Origin of the sequence: Melghirimyces algeriensis, from assembly GCF_900182565.1 — a bacterium.
In the GTDB taxonomy this organism is placed as follows: Bacteria; Bacillota; Bacilli; order Thermoactinomycetales; family DSM-45169; genus Melghirimyces; species Melghirimyces algeriensis.
The window spans coordinates 178,340-196,329 of record NZ_FXTI01000005.1 but is presented as its reverse complement, the minus strand read 5'-3'; the positions used below and the strand labels follow the sequence as shown (position 1 = coordinate 196,329).

Genomic DNA, 17,990 nt, shown 5'->3' with positions numbered 1-17,990 from the left:
CCGATCACAGGTGAGGAGGTATATAATGCAGTTTACACTGAGTGAAGAACATCAAATGATGCGGAAGATGGTCCGTGAATTCGCCGAAAATGAAGTGGCTCCCACCGCAGGAGAACGGGATGAAGAGGAACGGTTTGATCGATCCATTTTTGACAAAATGGGTGAGTTGGGTCTGGCGGGAATTCCCTGGCCCGAAGAAAATGGTGGGGTTGGAGCCGACTTTCTCAGCTATGTCATTGCAGTGGAGGAATTGTCACGGGTATGCGCATCCACAGGGGTGACGCTTTCGGCTCATCTGTCTCTTGCCAGCTGGCCGATTTACAAATTTGGTACCCCGGAGCAAAAAGAACGGTTTTTGCGTCCTTTGGCGGAAGGGAAAATGCTGGGCGCCTATGGACTGACGGAACCGGGGTCCGGTTCAGATGCGGCTGCCATGCGAACAACCGCTGTCCGAGACGGGGATTCCTACGTTCTTAACGGAAGCAAAATCTTTATTACCAATGGCGGGGAAGCGGAAATCTATGTGGTTTTTGCGGTTACCCAGCCCGAAAAAAAGCATCGTGGGATTACTGCTTTTATCGTGGAAAAAGGAACTCCCGGTTTTTCCATTGGAAAAAAGGAGCAAAAATTGGGAATCCGCTCTTCACCTACTACAGAAATTATTTTTGAAAATTGTCGGGTTTCAGAGGCAAACCGTCTTGGAGAGGAAGGACAGGGGTTTAAAATTGCCATGATGACTCTGGATGGAGGGCGGAATGGGATAGCTGCCCAGGCGGTGGGAATTGCACAGGGAGCCTTGGATGCAGCGACGGCATATGCCAAAGAACGGAAGCAGTTTGGGAAACCGATCGGAAAAATTCAGGCCATTCAATTTAAGTTGGCGGATCTGGCTACGGAGATTGAGGCAGCACGTCTTCTAACCTATCAAGCGGCTTGGTTGGAGAGTCAGGGGCTTCCCTATGGAAAAGCATCCGCAATGGCAAAGCTGTATGCCGGAGATATGGCGATGAAAGCAACAACCGAAGCTGTGCAGATTTTCGGCGGATACGGATACACACGGGAGTATCCAGTGGAGCGGTTTATGCGCGATGCAAAAATCACCCAAATTTATGAAGGGACCAATGAAATCCAGCGGGTGGTGATTGCCAATCACTTGATGAATGAATGAAGGGTTATGGAGCGATTCAGAAGTGGGTCGAGGAGATCCGCTCCGGAAACCGTCGTAAGATTGCCCAAGCGATTTCCTGTCTGGAATGCAGAAGTCCGGAGGGGGACGAATTGCAAAAGGCAATTTATCCTCATACCGGAAATGCCTTTCTCGTGGGAGTGACCGGGGCTCCAGGTGCCGGAAAAAGTACATTGGTGGATCAGTTGGTCCGTCACCTCAGAAAGAGGAAACAGCGCGTCGGGGTGCTTGCTGTTGACCCGACCAGTCCTTTTACCGGTGGAGCCTTGCTGGGAGACCGGGTCCGAATGGGAAGCCATGCGTTGGACCCGGATGTATTTATTCGCAGTATGGGGACCCGCGGGAACCTGGGAGGTTTGGCGAGGGCTACCCGTGAAGCGGCCCGTGTGTTGGATGTGGCGGGTTACGATGTCGTTTTTGTTGAAACGGTGGGGGTCGGGCAATCGGAGATCGATATTATGCATATGACGGATTCGGTAGCGCTTGTATTGACTCCTGGGAGCGGGGATGCTGTACAGGTATTTAAAGCAGGGATCATGGAGGCAGCGGATGTATTCGTTGTCAATAAATCGGATCGGAGTGGATCTGGAAAGCTCGTCCGGGACATTGAGGAATTGCTTCACCTGTCCAAAAACGAAGCGGATTGGATTCCGTCTATTGTTCAAACCGAAGGAAGGACGGGGCGGGGAACGGATCAGTTTTGGGCGGAACTGGAACAGCACAGGTATTTTATGCAGGAGACCGGAGGGTGGGGGGAACGCCGCCGCTCTCATCTCCGTCGGGAAGTGCAAGTGATTATTGAGGATCGGTTGCGTTACCTTCTGGGAAAGCAAGTGAATCGAGCTGATTTTCAGAGAGATTTGGACTTGGTTCAGTCCCGGAAGTTGAGTCCGCATCGGATGGCTGCAAAATGGCTGTCCGAATTGGTCCGTGAGGAAGGAGGGGGACGTTCATGAGCCGGAACCCCAAACGGATTCCGTCGATGGTAAAAAACCGGCAGTTGGTGGAAAAGCGGAGAGGACAGATGATTCGTGGAGCCTGTGACCTGTTTGTCCGGAAAGGGTTCCACAAGACAACCACCAGGGAGATTGCCAGGGAATGCGGTCTCTCCATCGGGACGATGTATGAGTATATTCAGAGTAAAGAGGATGTTCTTTACCTGGTCTGTGATTACATTCATTCGGAATTGGAAAAACGGCTGAAAAATGCGTTGGCGGAAACAGGAACGGGGCGGGAAGGGTTAACCAAAGCGATCGCTCAGCATTTCAAAGTAATGGAAGAGATGAGTGATTATGTGCTTCTCATCTATCAGGAGACCAAATCACTTCCCAAAGAAGCGATGTCCTATGTGTTGAAGAAAGAGGAAGAGATCACCTTTTTGTTTGAAGAGATCTTACGTCGGGGGATTCAGGATGGGACACTCACCTTAACTCCCTCTTCTGTTAAATTGATGGCCCATAACATCATGGTTCTTGGTCAAATGTGGACCTTTCGAAGATGGGCATTAAAACAACATTATACACTGGAAGAGTATACCCGGCGTCAGACGGCTCTTTTGCTTGATAAATGTACCCATGAAGAACAGGGGAGGGAAGTGCAGTGACGACGGAGAGCTATCGACCGCAACACCCCATTCGTTTTGTGACGGCTGCCAGTCTCTTCGATGGACATGATGCTTCCATTAATCTGTTTCGACGGCTTTTGCAATCCAATGGCGTTGAAGTGATTCATCTGGGCCATGACCGATCGGTTGATCTCATTGTGGACACCGCCCTTCAGGAAGATGTTCAGGGGATCGCCGTTTCTTCCTATCAAGGCGGACATATGGAGTTTTTTAAATATATGATTGATCGCCTCAAGGACAAAGGGGCGGATCATATCCGCGTCTTTGCCGGAGGTGGGGGCGTCATTGTTCCTCAGGAGATTAAGGCGTTGGAATCTTACGGTGTGGCCAAGGTGTTTTCTCCTGAGGATGGACGCCAGATGGGGTTGCAAGGGATTATCCAACATATGATCCGATTATGCGATTTTCCAACGGTGGAACATATCAGTTGGGAGACAAAAGCGGCTCGAAAAGGGGATTTTCGGGGGATTGCCCGACTGATCACCATGGCTGAACGGAAAGTTTTTACTGATGCCTCCAGCGAGGTTTCAGCGATGTTGGCAGAGCCGTCAAAAGAAACAGAGAAATCCCGTCGAAAGGTTCCGGTCATTGGTCTTACGGGCACCGGTGGCGCGGGTAAAAGCTCCTTGACGGATGAGCTGGTACGACGGTTTCTGGAGGATTTCCCGGATAAAAAGGTGGCCATTCTGTCCATTGACCCATCCAAGCAGAAGACGGGAGGCGCCCTTTTGGGGGATCGGATTCGGATGAATGCGGTATATCACCCCAGGGTGTTTATGCGAAGTCTGGCCACACGGCGAACCCGTTCGGAATTGTCTGGAGCCACCCAGGAAGCCCTGCAAATTCTTAAACACTCTGACTTTGATCTTGTATTTCTGGAAACGAGTGGTATTGGGCAGGGAGATTCGGATGTGATCGAGGTAAGTGATCTGGCTGTCTATGTGATGACTTCGGAATTTGGAGCTCCTTCCCAACTGGAGAAAATTGAAATGTTGGATTATGCGGATTTGGTTGCGATCAACAAGTTTGACCGCAAGGGGTCCAAAGATGCTCTTCGGGATGTAAAGAAACAATATCGGCGGAACCATGAACAATTTGATGTGCCGGATGAGGAAATTCCTGTATATGGAACCATGGCCAGCCGCTTTAATGATCCCGGTACCGACCGATTTTACTGTGCATTGATCCGGAAATTGTCTGATAAATGCGAACTAAACTGGGAGAGCACGCTGAAAACAAATGGAGAAGAGGTGGAAATCCGGCATATCATTCCACCGGAGCGGAGCCACTATTTACGTGAAATCTCCAATACGGTTCGTTCCTATCACAAAAAAGTGAGCGAACAATCTGATTTAGCCCGGAAGGTTTTTCAATTGCAAGGGAGTCGGGAAGTTTTGGAGGCTGAAGGGGTAGAGGAGGATGACGCCCTTTTTCATCAGTTGGAACAGGTTAGAGAGGAAATGGAAAGCCGTCTGTTGCCTGAATCCAAGCGCTTCCTGGAACAGTGGGAGGAGTTGAAGGAGTCGTATCAACAGGATGAATATACAGTAAAAATCCGGGATCGAGAGATACGAACCCCTCTATATACGGAAACGTTATCCGGCAGCCGGATTCCCAAGGTAGCTCTCCCCAAATTTAAGGATTGGGGTGAGATTCTGCGTTGGGGGATGTTGGAAAATGTTCCGGGACGATTTCCTTTTACGGCCGGGGTGTTCCCGTTCAAACGGGCAGATGAAGACCCCAAGCGAATGTTTGCGGGGGAGGGAACACCGGAGCGTACCAATAAACGGTTTCATTATTTGTCTGAGGGGGAACCGGCGAAACGCTTGTCTACCGCTTTTGATTCGGTCACGCTGTATGGACGGGACCCGGATGAGCGGCCGGACATCTACGGAAAAATTGGGGAAAGCGGCGTCAGTGTTTGCACCTTGGATGATATGAAGAAGTTATACAGCGGCTTTGATTTGTGTGCTCCCAACACCAGTGTTTCCATGACCATCAATGGTCCTGCTCCCATTATTCTGGCGATGTTTCTCAATACCGCCATCGATCAACAGGTGGATCAATTCCGGGATCGCCAAGGTAGGGAACCGGACCCGGAGGAGTTTCAAGAGATTCGAGCCAAGGCCCTCTCCACCGTTCGGGGAACCGTGCAAGCGGATATTCTGAAAGAGGATCAAGGGCAGAATACATGCATCTTTTCTACGGAATTTGCATTAAAAATGATGGGCGATATCCAAGCGTTTTTTATCGACAACAATGTCAGGAATTACTATTCCGTCAGTATCAGCGGATACCATATTGCTGAAGCAGGAGCCAATCCCATTTCACAACTGGCCTTTACCCTGGCCAACGCGTTTACTTATGTGGAGTATTATCTCTCTCGTGGGATGGACATCGATCGGTTTGCTCCCAATCTTTCATTTTTCTTCAGCAATGGGCTGGATGCCGAATATTCAGTGATTGGACGGGTGGCAAGGCGTATCTGGTCTGTCGTCATGAAGGAGTTGTATGAAGCCAATGAACGCAGTCAGAAACTGAAATACCATGTCCAAACCTCAGGCCGAAGCCTTCATGCCCAAGAAATTCATTTCAATGATATTCGAACCACATTGCAGGCATTGATGGCTCTTTATGACCAGTGTAATTCACTGCATACCAATGCTTATGATGAAGCGATTACCACTCCGACAGAGGAATCGGTTCGACGGGCCATGGCGATTCAGTTGATTATCAATAAAGAGCTGGGTCTGGCGAAAAATGAAAATTCGCTTCAGGGATCATTTATTATTGAAGAGTTAACGGATTTGGTTGAAGAGGCTGTACTGGAGGAATTTGAACGGATCAGCGATCGAGGCGGCGTTCTTGGAGCGATGGAAACCCAATATCAACGCGGAAAAATTCAGGATGAATCCCTCTACTATGAGACCAAGAAACACTCAGGAGAACTGCCGATTATCGGAGTGAATACCTTTCGCAAAGAAGGCGAAGAGGCGGAAACGAACTATCAACTGACACGAGCCACGCCAGAAGAAAAGCAGACGCAAATCCAAAACCTCAGAGATTTTCAGAATCGCAACAAAGATCAGGCACAAAGAGCGCTGAACCGCTTGAAAGAAGTATCCAGACAGAATGGGAATCTGTTTGAAGAGTTAATGAATACCGTCCGCTATGCCAGTCTGGGACAGATTACCGATGCGTTGTTTGAGGTGGGCGGACAGTACCGACGCAATATGTAATGATAACAAACCGACCTTCATCAGGTCGGTTGAGACTGCTGACAAAAATAACAAAATAATAAGAAGGGGGATATCCGGTGGAGCATCCTTTTCCGACAACTCAGCGGAACCCCTGGAGGTCCCAACCGTTTAGCGGGCAACCTGCTTTTCCTTTTTGTCCGCTGGTTGGGACCGGAGGGGGTGAAGCGGACTCCTTCCTCTTCTTTGCTGGAGGAAAGAGATCCGGAGACGGAAATCCCCTCTCCCCCACTTTGTCATCGACCTCAACCGACCTTCATCAGGTCGGTTTTTAAGATTTTTTGTACGCAGATGGATATTTCAGAGCCGTGACATTGGTTGACTTCACCAATGTTTTGGTTAAAATAGACATACGGTGAAAAGATAACGGAAATTCCTGACCCTTGAAATGGAAGGATGTGCTCAATATGCCTGAGACCTTGATCCGGGACCTGAATGATGAAGAGATTCAGGAAACCTCCATGGTTGAACTGGCCTATTTTCTCTTGAAAGAAAAAGGGGAACCCGTACTGTACCGGAATCTGATGGAAGAAGTGGCCAAGCTGAAAGGGTTTTCTGAAGAGGAAAAGAATCGTTTGATTGCTCAACTCTATACAGAAATCAATATTGATGGAAGGTTTATCTGTGTAGGAAAAAGCTTGTGGGGCTTAAAACGTTGGTACTCCATGGACCAGAGTACGGATTCTGCGGTTGCTCAAAACGTAAAAGATGATGAATCGGATGAGGAACTGGAAGATAACTTTCCCAGTGAGGATGAAACGGATGAGGATCAGGATTTCCGCGGTGGCTTTCAGGATTATGATGAGGAATGAAAGAGGCTCTGCTTGACAAAGGTGGGTACCAGAGTTAAACTAGCACATGGGCTAAAGCTGGTATCATTGAAATTCACAGATCGGCGACCCGGTCGCCATCAAATAAAACCCTCGCATTGTAAAAGTGCCCCCTAATTACAGGGTGGCGCTTTTTCTAATGGATAAGTAATGAAATGGGAACGATACCTCAAGGAGGGCGGAATGATGACCAAGTTTATTTTTGTGACTGGCGGTGTCGTATCATCGTTGGGAAAAGGGATTACCGCGGCATCGTTGGGTCGGCTTTTGAAAAACCGCGGATTAAGTGTTACCATCCAGAAATTTGATCCCTATATCAATGTGGACCCAGGTACAATGAGTCCCTATCAGCATGGAGAAGTTTTTGTAACCGATGACGGAGCGGAAACGGATCTGGATTTGGGGCATTATGAACGCTTTATTGATATTAATCTGTCAAAAAACAGCAATGTAACCACTGGTAAAATCTATTCCGCCGTGATTAACAAAGAGCGGAAAGGGGATTACCTCGGAGGAACGGTTCAGGTCATTCCCCACATTACTAATGAAATTAAGGATCGCGTCTTTCGGGCAGCGCGGGAAACGCATCCGGATGTGGTGATTACGGAAATCGGGGGAACGGTTGGAGATATTGAAAGCCTTCCTTTTCTGGAAGCGATCCGTCAGATCAAGAGTGAAGTTGGGCGCGACCATGTGATGTACATTCATTGTACCCTGATCCCCGAATTGTCTGCTACCGGGGAACTGAAGACCAAGCCGACACAGCACAGTGTGAAGGAACTTCGCAGTATCGGCATCCAGCCCAACGTGATTGTCTGTCGTACGGAACGGGCCCTTTCTGAAGAGATGAAACAAAAGATTGCTCTGTTCTGCGATATCGATCGGGAAGCTGTGATAGAAGCTCGCAATGCGGAAACCCTGTATGAAGTTCCCCTGATGATTCAGGCGGAAGGTCTGGATTCCATTGTTGTGAAACACTTGGGGCTTTCCTGTCCAGAAGCAGATATGAAGGACTGGATTGATCTCGTCAACAAAGTGAAACATCTGAAGCAAAAAGTGAACATTGCCATCGTCGGAAAATATGTAGCACTCAGGGATGCCTATATGAGTGTGGTGGAAGCATTGAACCATGCCGGTTTCGCCAATGATACAGAAGTGGATATCATTTGGGTGAATGCTGAGGAAGTTACAGAAGAAAATGTTCATAACTGTTTAAAGGATGCAGATGGAATACTGGTTCCCGGAGGATTTGGTGACCGGGGGGTCGAGGGAAAAATTACGGCCATTCGATATGCGCGCGAGAAACAGGTTCCCATGCTTGGGATCTGTCTGGGGATGCAAGTGGCTTGTATTGAAGGAGCCAGAAATGTGTTGGGATTAGAAGGAGCAAACAGTTCCGAAATTGATCCGGAAACGCCTCACCCTCTGATTGACCTTCTTCCTGAGCAAAAGGAAGTTGAAGACCTGGGTGGTACGATGCGTCTGGGTCTCTATCCTTGTAAATTGAGCCCGGATACCTTGAGCCAAAAAGCCTATGGAGATGATTTGGTGTATGAACGTCACCGGCATCGCTATGAATTTAACAATGCATACCGTGAACAAATGATGGAGGCTGGATATGTTTTTTCTGGCACTTCTCCAGACGGGCGTTTAGTGGAGATTGTGGAACTGAAAAACCATCCTTGGTTTGTTGGTTGCCAATTTCATCCTGAATTTACTTCTCGTCCGGATCGTTCCCAACCGCTTTTCCGGGACTTTGTTACAGCTGCATTGAAAAGTGCCCATTTGAAAAATTAAATAGAAATGGAATCAAGCCACTCCCTGGATGAGTGGCTGTTTATTTTTTTTAAGGTTTATTTCAATAAAAATAATTTATATATAATAATCCGGTATATTACGGTTTAGTTAGTATGTTTTTTTACATAGGTTCTATAATCGACAGTTTTTTCACAGAAATAAGGGAGGAAATTGACTGCCGGGTACGAAATTATTTAAAATGAAGGTCTTTTTGTGGCAAGAAAAAATTTGGTACAGATTCCAAAGCGCTTAAAATATTTTTGGAAGGAGGGGAATAGAAAATGACCTACGCGATGAAAAAACTGTTGATTGTAGATGATCAATATGGCATTCGGGTGTTGCTGAAAGAGGTATTTTCACGGGAAGGTCTTCAGATTTTTCAGGCAGCTGATGGAGAGGCCGCTTTGGAAATCATTCAGACGGAAAAGCCGGATTTAGTTCTTTTGGATATGAAAATGCCCGGTATGGATGGCCTGGAATTGTTAAGACACTTGCAAAAGGAGCAAATACGCATCAATGTGATTATGATGACTGCATACGGAGAGTTGGATATGGTGGAAGAAGCATCGAAGCTGGGTGCCTTGACTCATTTTACAAAACCTTTTGATATTGAGGAACTGAGGGAGGAAGCACTGCGTTATCTCAATTTATAGGGGTTTGGAATAAGGAGGAGAACAGATGATGGATCCAGTAAAACTCCGTTTGAGGATGAGTCAAAATGATGCCCATTATGCAGGAGACTTGGTGGATGGGGCCCGAATCACGGCTTTGTTCGGGGATGTGGCCACCGAACTTTTAATTCGTCATGATGGGGATGAAGGTTTGTTTGTAGGCTATGATTCCATTGCGTTTAAAGCGCCAGTCTATGCCGGGGATTATATTGAGGTAGAAGGGGAAATCGTTCGGGTGGGGAACACATCGCGAACGATGCATTTTTCTGCATGGAAAGTGATCGAATCCCGGATTGATCCAGATTGTGCTTCCGCAGCAAGAGTTTTGGAAGAGCCTTTATTGGTGGCAAAAGCGATTGGAACCTGTGTGGTCCCAAAAGATCGCCAGCGTTTAAGCCGTTAATAGGAGATGGGGTGAAGGGATTGGAAAAGTTAATCATCACGGCTGCATTGGTGGGAGCGGAAGTGACAAGAAAGGATACCCCGTATCTTCCCATTACACCGAAGGAAATCGGTGAAGCGGCGATGGAGGCATATCGGGCAGGTGCTTCGATTGCCCATATCCATGTGAGGGATGCAGAGGGGAAACCGACCCAAAGCCGAGAGTTGTACAGAGCGGCAATCGAAGAGATCCAAAAACGGTGTCCCATCATCGTGCAGGTTTCTACAGGTGGTGCAGTCAATATGTCAGCAGAGGAGCGTTTGCAACCGATTACCCTTCAGCCGGAGATGGCCACATTAACTACGGGGACCGTAAATTTTGGCGGGGATGTTTTTTACAATCCCTTTGCAGAAGTGCGTCAGTTTGCAGAGAAGATGAAGGAGCTCAACGTTCGCCCTGAATTTGAAATTTTTGATACAGGAATGATACCTGCTGCTCTCCGACTGGTTGAGGAAAAATGGGTGACCGGCCATCTTCATTTTGATTTTGTGATGGGTGTACCGGGAGGGATGCCGGCCACAGCCAAGCATCTTTTGCTGTTAATCGATCAACTTCCTCCAGAAGCGACATGGACGGTTGCGGGTATGGGTCGACATCAGCTAACCATGGCAGCTCTTGCGGTTGCCCTGGGAGGACATGTCCGCGTCGGCTTGGAAGATAATATATATTACCGAAAAGGAGAACTTGCCACCAATGCTCAGTTGGTGGACAGAGTTCGCCGGATTGCCTGCGAGTTGGAAAGGGAAGTGGCTACACCGGATGAGGCTCGAAAGATATTGGGCTTAAAATGAAGCGTTATCATTTATCTTTCAGAAGGGTTTGGTCATGATCGTTGAGTCATCAAATGACCCGAAAAGGGCTTGTCTGTGTGCCAAGGTTGGCTCCAGCCAGCATCAAGCATATATCCAAGGCCCAGTTTTCCGAAAGATCTTCATGCTTGCACGACTTTCTACATAAGCTGTCCTTTAAGCAGATACTTGAAAAAGGGTACTCTAGCTGACTCCATCCCTCACAAATGGTCTTGGTCTTCCTTTGTAGCTATGCTAACATACAAGGCAGTACAAAAACACCACTGTGATCGTTAAAGTCAGTTTGTTCTGACACGATATAAAGACGCTTCACTCTCCCTTTAGGAACGTTTGGGACCATTTTAACGAAGAGTGGGAAATTCCCTCCCATAGGGGTCAAACATAGAACACTCATTGAAGGGTAAAAATTGGATGGAAAACAAATGATACGAGGAAAAGAACGCTGTAAATCAAGGAGGATTTCATCGGATATCTGTCGGATTCCAGTCTTCGGTGTTATAATTCAAAGATGACAGCGTTCGCCGGGACTCCTATATACAGTGGTATAATTTCTGCGGGACGACCGGAACTAAAAATCAGATCAGGGAGGATTACTTATGTCTTTGGTACCCATGACGGAATTTCTTCCCCGCGCCAAAAAAGAAGGGTTTGCGGTCGGGCAGTTTAACATGAACAATCTGGAGTTTGTCCAAGGGATTGCCGCAGCGGCAAAGGAAGAACGTTCTCCGTTTATCTTCGGTGTCAGTGAAGGTGCTATGCGTTACATGGGGATTGACTATGTTGTGGCTATGGCCGAGATCGCTGCAAAGGAATCGGGTGTTCCGGTGGCTCTTCACTTGGATCACGGAAGCAGCTTTGAAATGGTGATGAAATGTATTCAAGCTGGTTTTTCTTCCGTCATGTTTGATGGCTCTCATTATCCTTTTGAAGAAAACATCCGTCTGACCAAGGAAGTTGTGAAAGCTGCTCATGCCGTCGGTGTTTCCGTTGAAGGTGAACTGGGTACGATCGGCGGAGTGGAAGATGATGTTCAGGTAGATGAAGCGGATGCTGCATTGGCGAACCCAAAGGAAGCCATCCGTTTCTGGAATGAGACCAAAGTGGATGCGATGGCGATTGCGGTGGGTACCGCTCATGGGATGTATAAAGGAGAGCCGAAAATCCATTTTAATATTATTGATGAGGTTTCCAAAAACATTGAAGCACCCATTGTCCTTCACGGTGGGTCCGGTGTACCGGATGAATCCATCAAGCAGTCGATTCAATTGGGAGTTGGCAAAATCAATGTAAACACAGAGAGCCAAGTGGCTTGCACCGGTGTTGTTCGGGAGTTGCTCAATGATAACCCTGATATGATTGATCCGCGTAAATATCTGGGGCCTGGCCGCGAGGCGATTAAGGAGACGGTGAAGGAAAAAATGCGCTTGTTTGGAAGCTCCGGGAAAGCTTGACATTCTGCAGGGAATCCGAAAGGATTCCCTGTATGACAGGAGATGAGGGATTTATGCAGTTTTTTATTGATACAGCCGATGTTGAGGAGATTCGTACCGCAAATTCATGGGGAATCCTGTCCGGTGTCACGACAAATCCCAGCCTGGTGGCAAAATCCGGCCGGGATTTTACGGAGGTCGTCAAGGAGATTGTCAATATTGTTGACGGCTCCGTAAGCGCTGAGGTATTGAGTGATGATGTGGAAGGGATGTTGGAAGAGGCGGAACCACTGGCTGCTATTTCGGATCAAATCACCATTAAAGTCCCCATGACGGCAGAAGGGTTAAAAGCCGTTCACCGGCTATCGAAGATGGGGATCAAAACCAATGTCACTCTCATTTTCTCATCCAATCAAGCATTAATGGCTGCCAGAGCCGGAGCCACCTATGTCAGCCCATTTGTGGGAAGGTTGGATGATATTGGCCATGATGGTGTGAAACTGATCGATGAAGTAGCACATATATTTGATGTTCATAACATAGACACAAAAATAATTGCTGCCAGTATACGTCATCCCATTCATGTTGCACAGGCAGCAGAAAGTGGAGCCCATATCGCTACGCTGCCTTTTGCAGTGATGAAAAAGATCCTTTCCCATCCGTTGACGGATCAGGGAATTCAACGCTTTAAAGAGGATTGGGAAAAAGCAAACAAAGGATGAGACTGTTGAACCAGTTTTTTAGACGGAGCAGGTAACTTCCGGTTACAAAGCAACCTTCGTTCCTCCATCCGCTTGACGGATTTGTTTTCTCTTTCTCTGCGTCCTCTAGTTGGCTGGGGAAAGAGATGTGGAGACGGAAATCAGAGCCCGGCATCTCTCTTGGTCTATCTCTCAACAGGGAGTCTGTTGGTTTGTATCATCAGTGTCCGGCGGTTGCAGGCGTTCCCTGTCACCGTCGGTTTTCCTTTTGCGAATCCGGTGATGTGCCCCGATTGGATATACCATGTTAGGGGGATGCTGTGTGAAAAAGGGGAGATTGAGATGGGAAAGCTGATGATCAAAGGAGGGCGTCCTCTGTATGGCCGGATCTCCGCCAGTGGGGCGAAAAATAGTGCCGTCGCTTTGATTCCTGCTGCAATTTTGGCAGAGTCTCCTACCACGATTGAAAACATGCCATGGATTCGGGACGTGGAGTTGCTGACAAACCTCCTGCAGGATTTGGGAGGTGCTTGTCAAAGAGAGAAAGACAGATTGCTCATTGATCCCAAAGGAATGAAACGTACCGCAATTGTCGCTGAAACGAAAAGAGAGTTTCAGGTATTCACTTATTTTATAGGGGCAATGTTGGGCCGTTTCGGAGAAATTCTCATTTATCTCCCCACAGAATCTCCAATCGATTTCCATTCCAAGAATCTGCATCTTAAAGGGTTAAAAGCGTTAGGAGCACAGTTGACCCAAACGGAACAAACGATCCATCTGAAGGTTCCCTGTCTGCGTGGAGCTCGGATCTATCTCGATGAGCCCGATATGGGGGCCACGATAAATATTATGTTGGCTGCTGTAAAAGCGAATGGGGTCACGACGATACAGAATGCGGCAAAAGAGCCCGAAATTATTGATGTCGCCACAATGCTTAACTCCATGGGAGCCCAGATCAAGGGGGCGGGGACGGATGTAATCCGGATTCATGGTTTGCAATCCTTAAAAGGTTGTTTACATACGGTGATTCCGGACCGCATTGAAGTTGGAACCTATATGATCGCAGCAGCGGCCACTTCGGGAGATGTGACACTGGAACAGGTGATTCCCCGTCATTTGGAGGCCGTTTCTGCCAAGCTGCGGGAAATGGGAGTCCAGGTCCAAGAAAAGGATGAAAATCTCAGGGTGTTCGGTGCGGATCGATATCGATCGATTGATATCAAGACGCTTCCGTATCCAGGATTCCCCACTGACTTGCAACAACCCTTTTCCTCCCTGTTAACCAAAGTCGATGGCATCAGCTTGATTTCTGACCCTTTGTCTCCTTCCCGGTTTGACCATGTGGAAGAATTATGTCGGATGGGAGCCAGCATACATGTAGAAGGGAGGAGAGCCATGATCAGAGGAGCTACTCCGCTGTACGGAACCGTTGTCCAAATACCGGATCTTCGAGGAGGAGCGGCATTGGTTGTTGCGGCTTTGATGGCTGAAGGGGTTACGAGCCTGTTGAATGCAGAACAGTTAAATCAGGGCTATGAAGCATTGCATCACAAGCTTCAATCCTTGGGAGCCCAAGTTTGGTGGCAATAGCCTTATCCCTTTTCCGTGACTGGTATAGTGATATGAATTTGTGTAACATATAAATAAATTGTGTTACTCTATTGATAGAGATTCAAGTATCCAATTCGGAATCATGCTTGAATAGTGGTAATTCAGTTGTGGAGGGGATTCTTTTGGAACGCAGTCTAACCATGGAGCTGGTTCGTGTTACGGAAGCTGCTGCAGTAGCCTCTGGGCGATGGATGGGGTTTGGCAAGAAAGATGAAGCGGACGATGCTGCCACTTCAGCCATGCGAAAAGTATTTGACACCATACCGATGCGTGGGACCGTTGTGATTGGTGAAGGGGAAATGGATGAAGCACCGATGTTGTACATTGGTGAGCGTCTGGGCCTTGGCTATCTGCCGGAAGTGGATGTGGCTGTTGATCCCCTAGAAGGGACAAATATTGTCGCAAAGGGATTGTGGAATGCCTTGTCGGTTGTTGCTGTGGCCGATCGCGGAAATCTGTTGCACGCTCCGGATATGTATATGGATAAGATTGCGGTGGGTCCTGAAGCCGTGGGACATGTGGATATCAATGCTCCTGTCAAAGATAATCTGAAGTCCGTTGCACGTGCTCTGGGAAAAGACATCAACGATTTGGTGGTTGTTCTTTTAGATCGGCCCCGTCATAGTCAAATTATAGAGGAGGTCCGTTCTACAGGAGCGCGCATTAAACTGATTTCGGATGGAGATGTGGCGGCTGCGATCAACACCGCCTTTCCGGATACGGGTGTGGATATTCTGCTTGGTTCCGGTGGAGCGCCTGAAGGAGTTCTTGCTGCAGTGGCTCTGAAATGCCTAGGTGGTGAAATTCAGGGGCGGCTGTTGCCTGAAGATGAACAGCAGTTTCAACGTTGTATAGATATGGGCATCACAGATCCCAGCCAGGTGCTTTATATGAGCGATCTAGTCAAGGGTGATGATGCCATCTTTGCGGCAACAGGGGTTACAGACGGTGAACTGCTGCAGGGAGTCCGCTATAAAGGAACGATGGTGACCACTCATTCTTTGGTGATGAGAGCCAGTACCGGTACCGTACGATTTATTGATGGAAAACACCGTTTGGAGAAAAAACCGAATCTGGTTTTGGAATAAGAGGTGCCGTAACGGGACAAGATGGAAAATATGTAAAAAGAGTGTGGTGACAGTGATTCATGGAGCTCTCTCTGAGCGAATTGGAGCATCAACGTTTAACGGATTTATATAAGCTGGCAAAAGAATATCACATTTCCTACTACAGTCAGATGAAAAAGAAAGAATTAATCTTTGCTATTTTAAAGGCAAAAGCAGAAAAAGACGGATTGATGTTTATGGAAGGGGTATTGGATGTTTTGCCGGAGGGCTATGGTTTCCTTCGGCCGATCAATTACCTTCCGTCATCTGAAGATATCTATATCTCCGCCTCTCAGATTCGGCGATTTGATCTTCGTTCCGGAGATCTGGTATCTGGAAAAGTGAGACCCCCCAAGGAAAACGAACGGTATTTTGGTCTTTTGCATGTGGAGGCTGTGAACGGAGAAGACCCCAATCAAGCTGCGGAACGACTTCATTTCCCCGCGCTGACTCCCCTATATCCTCAAGACAGGCTTCCTTTGGAAACGGAAGCAGATAAATTGTCCACTCGGATCATGGATCTGTTCTCACCTGTTGGGCTTGGTCAGAGAGGTTTGATTGTTGCCCAGCCCAAGGCAGGTAAAACCACGCTTTTAAAAGAAATTGCCAACAGTATTACAACCAACTGTCCCAATGTGGATTTGTTTGTCCTTCTGATTGATGAACGACCAGAAGAAGTGACGGATATGCAACGTTCTGTCGATGGTGAAGTGGTCAGTTCCACCTTTGATGAGATGCCTGAAAATCATATCAAGGTGGCAGAGTTGGTGATGGAAAGGGCACAACGGTTGGTGGAACATAAACGGGATGTAGTGATTCTTCTGGATAGTATCACCCGTTTGGCGAGAGCGTATAATCTGGTGATTCCTCCCAGCGGCCGGACGCTTTCCGGAGGAATTGATCCTGCTGCTTTTCATCGGCCGAAGCGGTTTTTTGGGGCGGCTCGCAATGTAGAAGAAGGTGGAAGTTTGACCATTTTGGCTACAGCATTGGTCGATACAGGCTCCAGAATGGACGATGTCATTTATGAGGAGTTTAAGGGAACCGGAAATCTGGAGCTTCATTTGGACCGGAAATTGTCGGAACGAAGAATTTTCCCGGCAATTGACATCCGGCGGTCCGGAACTCGCAAGGAAGAGCTCCTTCTTTCCCAAGAGGAATTGGAAAAAATATGGAATTTAAGGAAATCAATGGTGGATGGTGCGGAGAATATGGAAGCGTTTATACAGAAGTTGGCCAATACACCATCCAACGAGGATTTTATCAATGGGTTGGAATGTCGGATACGGCGTACTTCCACCGCATAGGAGAAGCGTTGGTTCTATGGGCCGTTTTCACACATAGGAATGGGTTATGGAGATGATTTCATTCCCGAAAACTATGTGTGAGGTGTTGTGATGTCCAATAAAACCAGATGGGTTGCTTCCTCTCTTTCCCTGTGTACAGCCTCTGTATTTACTGGGATGGAGGCGGAATCCGCCCAAGCTGTTGAAAAGGATCGATTGACTCCCCATGGGCCGAACTGGGAGAAGAAACAGATTGCGAAAGAAGCCTTTTATCAATATTTGAACCCTGTTTCTTTTATTTCCGAAGGGGAGTTGGCGGTGAAAACCGATGAAAAGCCGTTCATCCATCAGGTGAAAAAAGGGGAAACGGTCTATGGAATCGGCCTTCGATATGGTGTGAATAGCAAGAGGCTAATGACATATAACAAAATCAGTAACCCTCGCTTGTTGAAGCCCGGCCAAAAATTGAAGATTCCTGTAAAGATGAAACGGATTCGGGTGCAGGAAGGACAGACGCTTTCTGATATTAAACAACAATATAAGGTAACGATGGCAACACTCAAAAGGGCCAATCCCGATCTGAATTTGTCCGAAGCTCTTTATGTCGGTCAGGTATTGGTGATTCCTCAACTGATTAAACCGTCCCAAGTTTCCCCAAGTCACCCCGCTTCCAAAAACAGCGTGCAACTTGCTTCAGAAACGAAACCAACTCAAGGAAAAATCGCCTTTCGTTGGCCGGTAACGGGGAAGATAACCAGTGGATTTGGGAAACGAAACGGAGCTCTGCATCGGGGAATCGACATCTGGAATGAAAAACAGCAAAAAACGCTTATTCGTCCTGCACGTAAAGGGACCGTTATTCGTGCAGGGTGGGCCGGAGGTTATGGAAACCTTGTCGTGGTGGATCATGGAAAGGGATGGACGACTTATTATGCCCATCTGAGCCGAGTAACCGTAAGTATTGGACAGAAGGTGACGCCAAAAAGCCATCTCGGTTATATGGGAACGACGGGAAATTCCACAGGGGTTCATCTTCATTTTGAGGTTCGGCAAAAAGGTCGACCCATTCCTCCTCTTCGTGTTCTTCCTTCCTTGAAGTAAATGTGGGTCTTTTCCTTATCATTTTTTGGTGGTTATGTCTGGATTCTTCCCCAACTGCTTGCAAGTCCTTCAAGGATCATGATATAATATTGCAGTGTTTGTGCCGGACGAAATGTTTAAATGCAACCGGGATGGAAGA

At 47.6% G+C, this 17,990-nt stretch carries 16 protein-coding genes; all 16 read left to right on the top strand.

Annotation, left to right across the window (positions count from 1 at the left end):
• The first annotated feature begins 25 nt into the window (after window positions 1-25).
• Window positions 26-1,168 (top strand): acyl-CoA dehydrogenase, encoded by a 1,143-nt coding sequence (locus tag FN782_RS09330; RefSeq protein WP_142505517.1) that lies wholly within the window; start codon window positions 26-28, stop codon window positions 1,166-1,168.
• Window positions 1,165-2,142 carry a methylmalonyl Co-A mutase-associated GTPase MeaB gene (meaB, locus tag FN782_RS09325; protein WP_142505516.1) on the top strand — a complete coding sequence of 326 codons (978 nt, stop codon included), beginning with the start codon at window positions 1,165-1,167 and terminating at the stop codon, window positions 2,140-2,142. Before FN782_RS09330 ends, meaB begins: the two co-directional genes overlap by 4 nt.
• On the top strand, window positions 2,139-2,789 hold the full coding sequence (locus tag FN782_RS09320; RefSeq protein ID WP_142505515.1) for a TetR/AcrR family transcriptional regulator: 651 nt from the start codon (window positions 2,139-2,141) through the stop codon (window positions 2,787-2,789). The genes meaB and FN782_RS09320 overlap by 4 nt, the downstream gene beginning before the upstream one ends.
• Window positions 2,786-6,049 (top strand): fused isobutyryl-CoA mutase/GTPase IcmF, encoded by a 3,264-nt coding sequence (gene icmF / locus FN782_RS09315; protein ID WP_142505514.1) that lies wholly within the window; start codon window positions 2,786-2,788, stop codon window positions 6,047-6,049. Before FN782_RS09320 ends, icmF begins: the two co-directional genes overlap by 4 nt.
• A gap of 77 nt (window positions 6,050-6,126) precedes the next feature.
• On the top strand, window positions 6,127-6,342 hold the full coding sequence (locus tag FN782_RS09310) for a hypothetical protein (protein ID WP_142505513.1): 216 nt from the start codon (window positions 6,127-6,129) through the stop codon (window positions 6,340-6,342).
• 132 nt (window positions 6,343-6,474) lie between these two features.
• The gene (gene rpoE, locus FN782_RS09305) at window positions 6,475-6,879 is read left to right on the top strand and encodes a DNA-directed RNA polymerase subunit delta (RefSeq protein ID WP_142505512.1); all 405 of its coding nucleotides are present in this window, start codon (window positions 6,475-6,477) and stop codon (window positions 6,877-6,879) included.
• Between the two features lie 204 nt (window positions 6,880-7,083).
• On the top strand, window positions 7,084-8,694 hold the full coding sequence (locus FN782_RS09300) for a CTP synthase (RefSeq protein ID WP_142505511.1): 1,611 nt from the start codon (window positions 7,084-7,086) through the stop codon (window positions 8,692-8,694).
• Between the two features lie 281 nt (window positions 8,695-8,975).
• Window positions 8,976-9,347 carry a response regulator gene (locus tag FN782_RS09295; RefSeq protein ID WP_281285934.1) on the top strand — a complete coding sequence of 124 codons (372 nt, stop codon included), beginning with the start codon at window positions 8,976-8,978 and terminating at the stop codon, window positions 9,345-9,347.
• A gap of 25 nt (window positions 9,348-9,372) precedes the next feature.
• Window positions 9,373-9,768: a 3-aminobutyryl-CoA ammonia lyase gene (kal, locus tag FN782_RS09290; protein WP_221930170.1), complete on the top strand. Its 396-nt coding sequence runs from the start codon at window positions 9,373-9,375 to the stop codon at window positions 9,766-9,768.
• Window positions 9,769-9,779: 11 nt separating this feature from the next.
• Window positions 9,780-10,598 carry a 3-keto-5-aminohexanoate cleavage enzyme gene (gene kce, locus FN782_RS09285; protein WP_246064905.1) on the top strand — a complete coding sequence of 273 codons (819 nt, stop codon included), beginning with the start codon at window positions 9,780-9,782 and terminating at the stop codon, window positions 10,596-10,598.
• 614 nt (window positions 10,599-11,212) lie between these two features.
• Window positions 11,213-12,067 (top strand): class II fructose-1,6-bisphosphate aldolase, encoded by an 855-nt coding sequence (fba, locus tag FN782_RS09280; RefSeq protein ID WP_142505509.1) that lies wholly within the window; start codon window positions 11,213-11,215, stop codon window positions 12,065-12,067.
• A gap of 53 nt (window positions 12,068-12,120) precedes the next feature.
• A complete protein-coding gene (gene fsa / locus FN782_RS09275; protein WP_142505508.1) occupies window positions 12,121-12,768 on the top strand; it encodes a fructose-6-phosphate aldolase in 648 nt (215 codons plus the stop codon).
• 321 nt (window positions 12,769-13,089) lie between these two features.
• Entirely contained in the window at window positions 13,090-14,337 is a 1,248-nt protein-coding gene (murA, locus tag FN782_RS09270) for a UDP-N-acetylglucosamine 1-carboxyvinyltransferase (protein ID WP_142505590.1), read from the top strand.
• A gap of 143 nt (window positions 14,338-14,480) precedes the next feature.
• Window positions 14,481-15,446, top strand: a complete 966-nt coding sequence (gene glpX, locus FN782_RS09265; RefSeq protein ID WP_142505507.1) for a class II fructose-bisphosphatase — start codon at window positions 14,481-14,483, stop codon at window positions 15,444-15,446.
• A 59-nt stretch (window positions 15,447-15,505) separates the two neighbouring features.
• Window positions 15,506-16,771, top strand: a complete 1,266-nt coding sequence (gene rho, locus FN782_RS09260) for a transcription termination factor Rho (protein WP_142505506.1) — start codon at window positions 15,506-15,508, stop codon at window positions 16,769-16,771.
• Between the two features lie 90 nt (window positions 16,772-16,861).
• Window positions 16,862-17,851: a LysM peptidoglycan-binding domain-containing M23 family metallopeptidase gene (locus FN782_RS09255; protein ID WP_142505505.1), complete on the top strand. Its 990-nt coding sequence runs from the start codon at window positions 16,862-16,864 to the stop codon at window positions 17,849-17,851.
• Window positions 17,852-17,990: the final 139 nt, after the last annotated feature.

Coding starts and splice junctions, on each gene's coding strand:
- FN782_RS09330 (WP_142505517.1), top strand. CDS start 26: ATGCAGTTTACACTGAGTGAAGAACATCAAATGATGCGGAAGATGGTC.
- murA (WP_142505590.1), top strand. CDS start 13,090: ATGGGAAAGCTGATGATCAAAGGAGGGCGTCCTCTGTATGGCCGGATC.
- meaB (WP_142505516.1), top strand. CDS start 1,165: ATGAAGGGTTATGGAGCGATTCAGAAGTGGGTCGAGGAGATCCGCTCC.
- kal (WP_221930170.1), top strand. CDS start 9,373: ATGATGGATCCAGTAAAACTCCGTTTGAGGATGAGTCAAAATGATGCC.
- FN782_RS09320 (WP_142505515.1), top strand. CDS start 2,139: ATGAGCCGGAACCCCAAACGGATTCCGTCGATGGTAAAAAACCGGCAG.
- FN782_RS09300 (WP_142505511.1), top strand. CDS start 7,084: ATGACCAAGTTTATTTTTGTGACTGGCGGTGTCGTATCATCGTTGGGA.
- FN782_RS09255 (WP_142505505.1), top strand. CDS start 16,862: ATGTCCAATAAAACCAGATGGGTTGCTTCCTCTCTTTCCCTGTGTACA.
- rpoE (WP_142505512.1), top strand. CDS start 6,475: ATGCCTGAGACCTTGATCCGGGACCTGAATGATGAAGAGATTCAGGAA.
- fba (WP_142505509.1), top strand. CDS start 11,213: ATGTCTTTGGTACCCATGACGGAATTTCTTCCCCGCGCCAAAAAAGAA.
- FN782_RS09295 (WP_281285934.1), top strand. CDS start 8,976: ATGACCTACGCGATGAAAAAACTGTTGATTGTAGATGATCAATATGGC.
- fsa (WP_142505508.1), top strand. CDS start 12,121: ATGCAGTTTTTTATTGATACAGCCGATGTTGAGGAGATTCGTACCGCA.
- rho (WP_142505506.1), top strand. CDS start 15,506: ATGGAGCTCTCTCTGAGCGAATTGGAGCATCAACGTTTAACGGATTTA.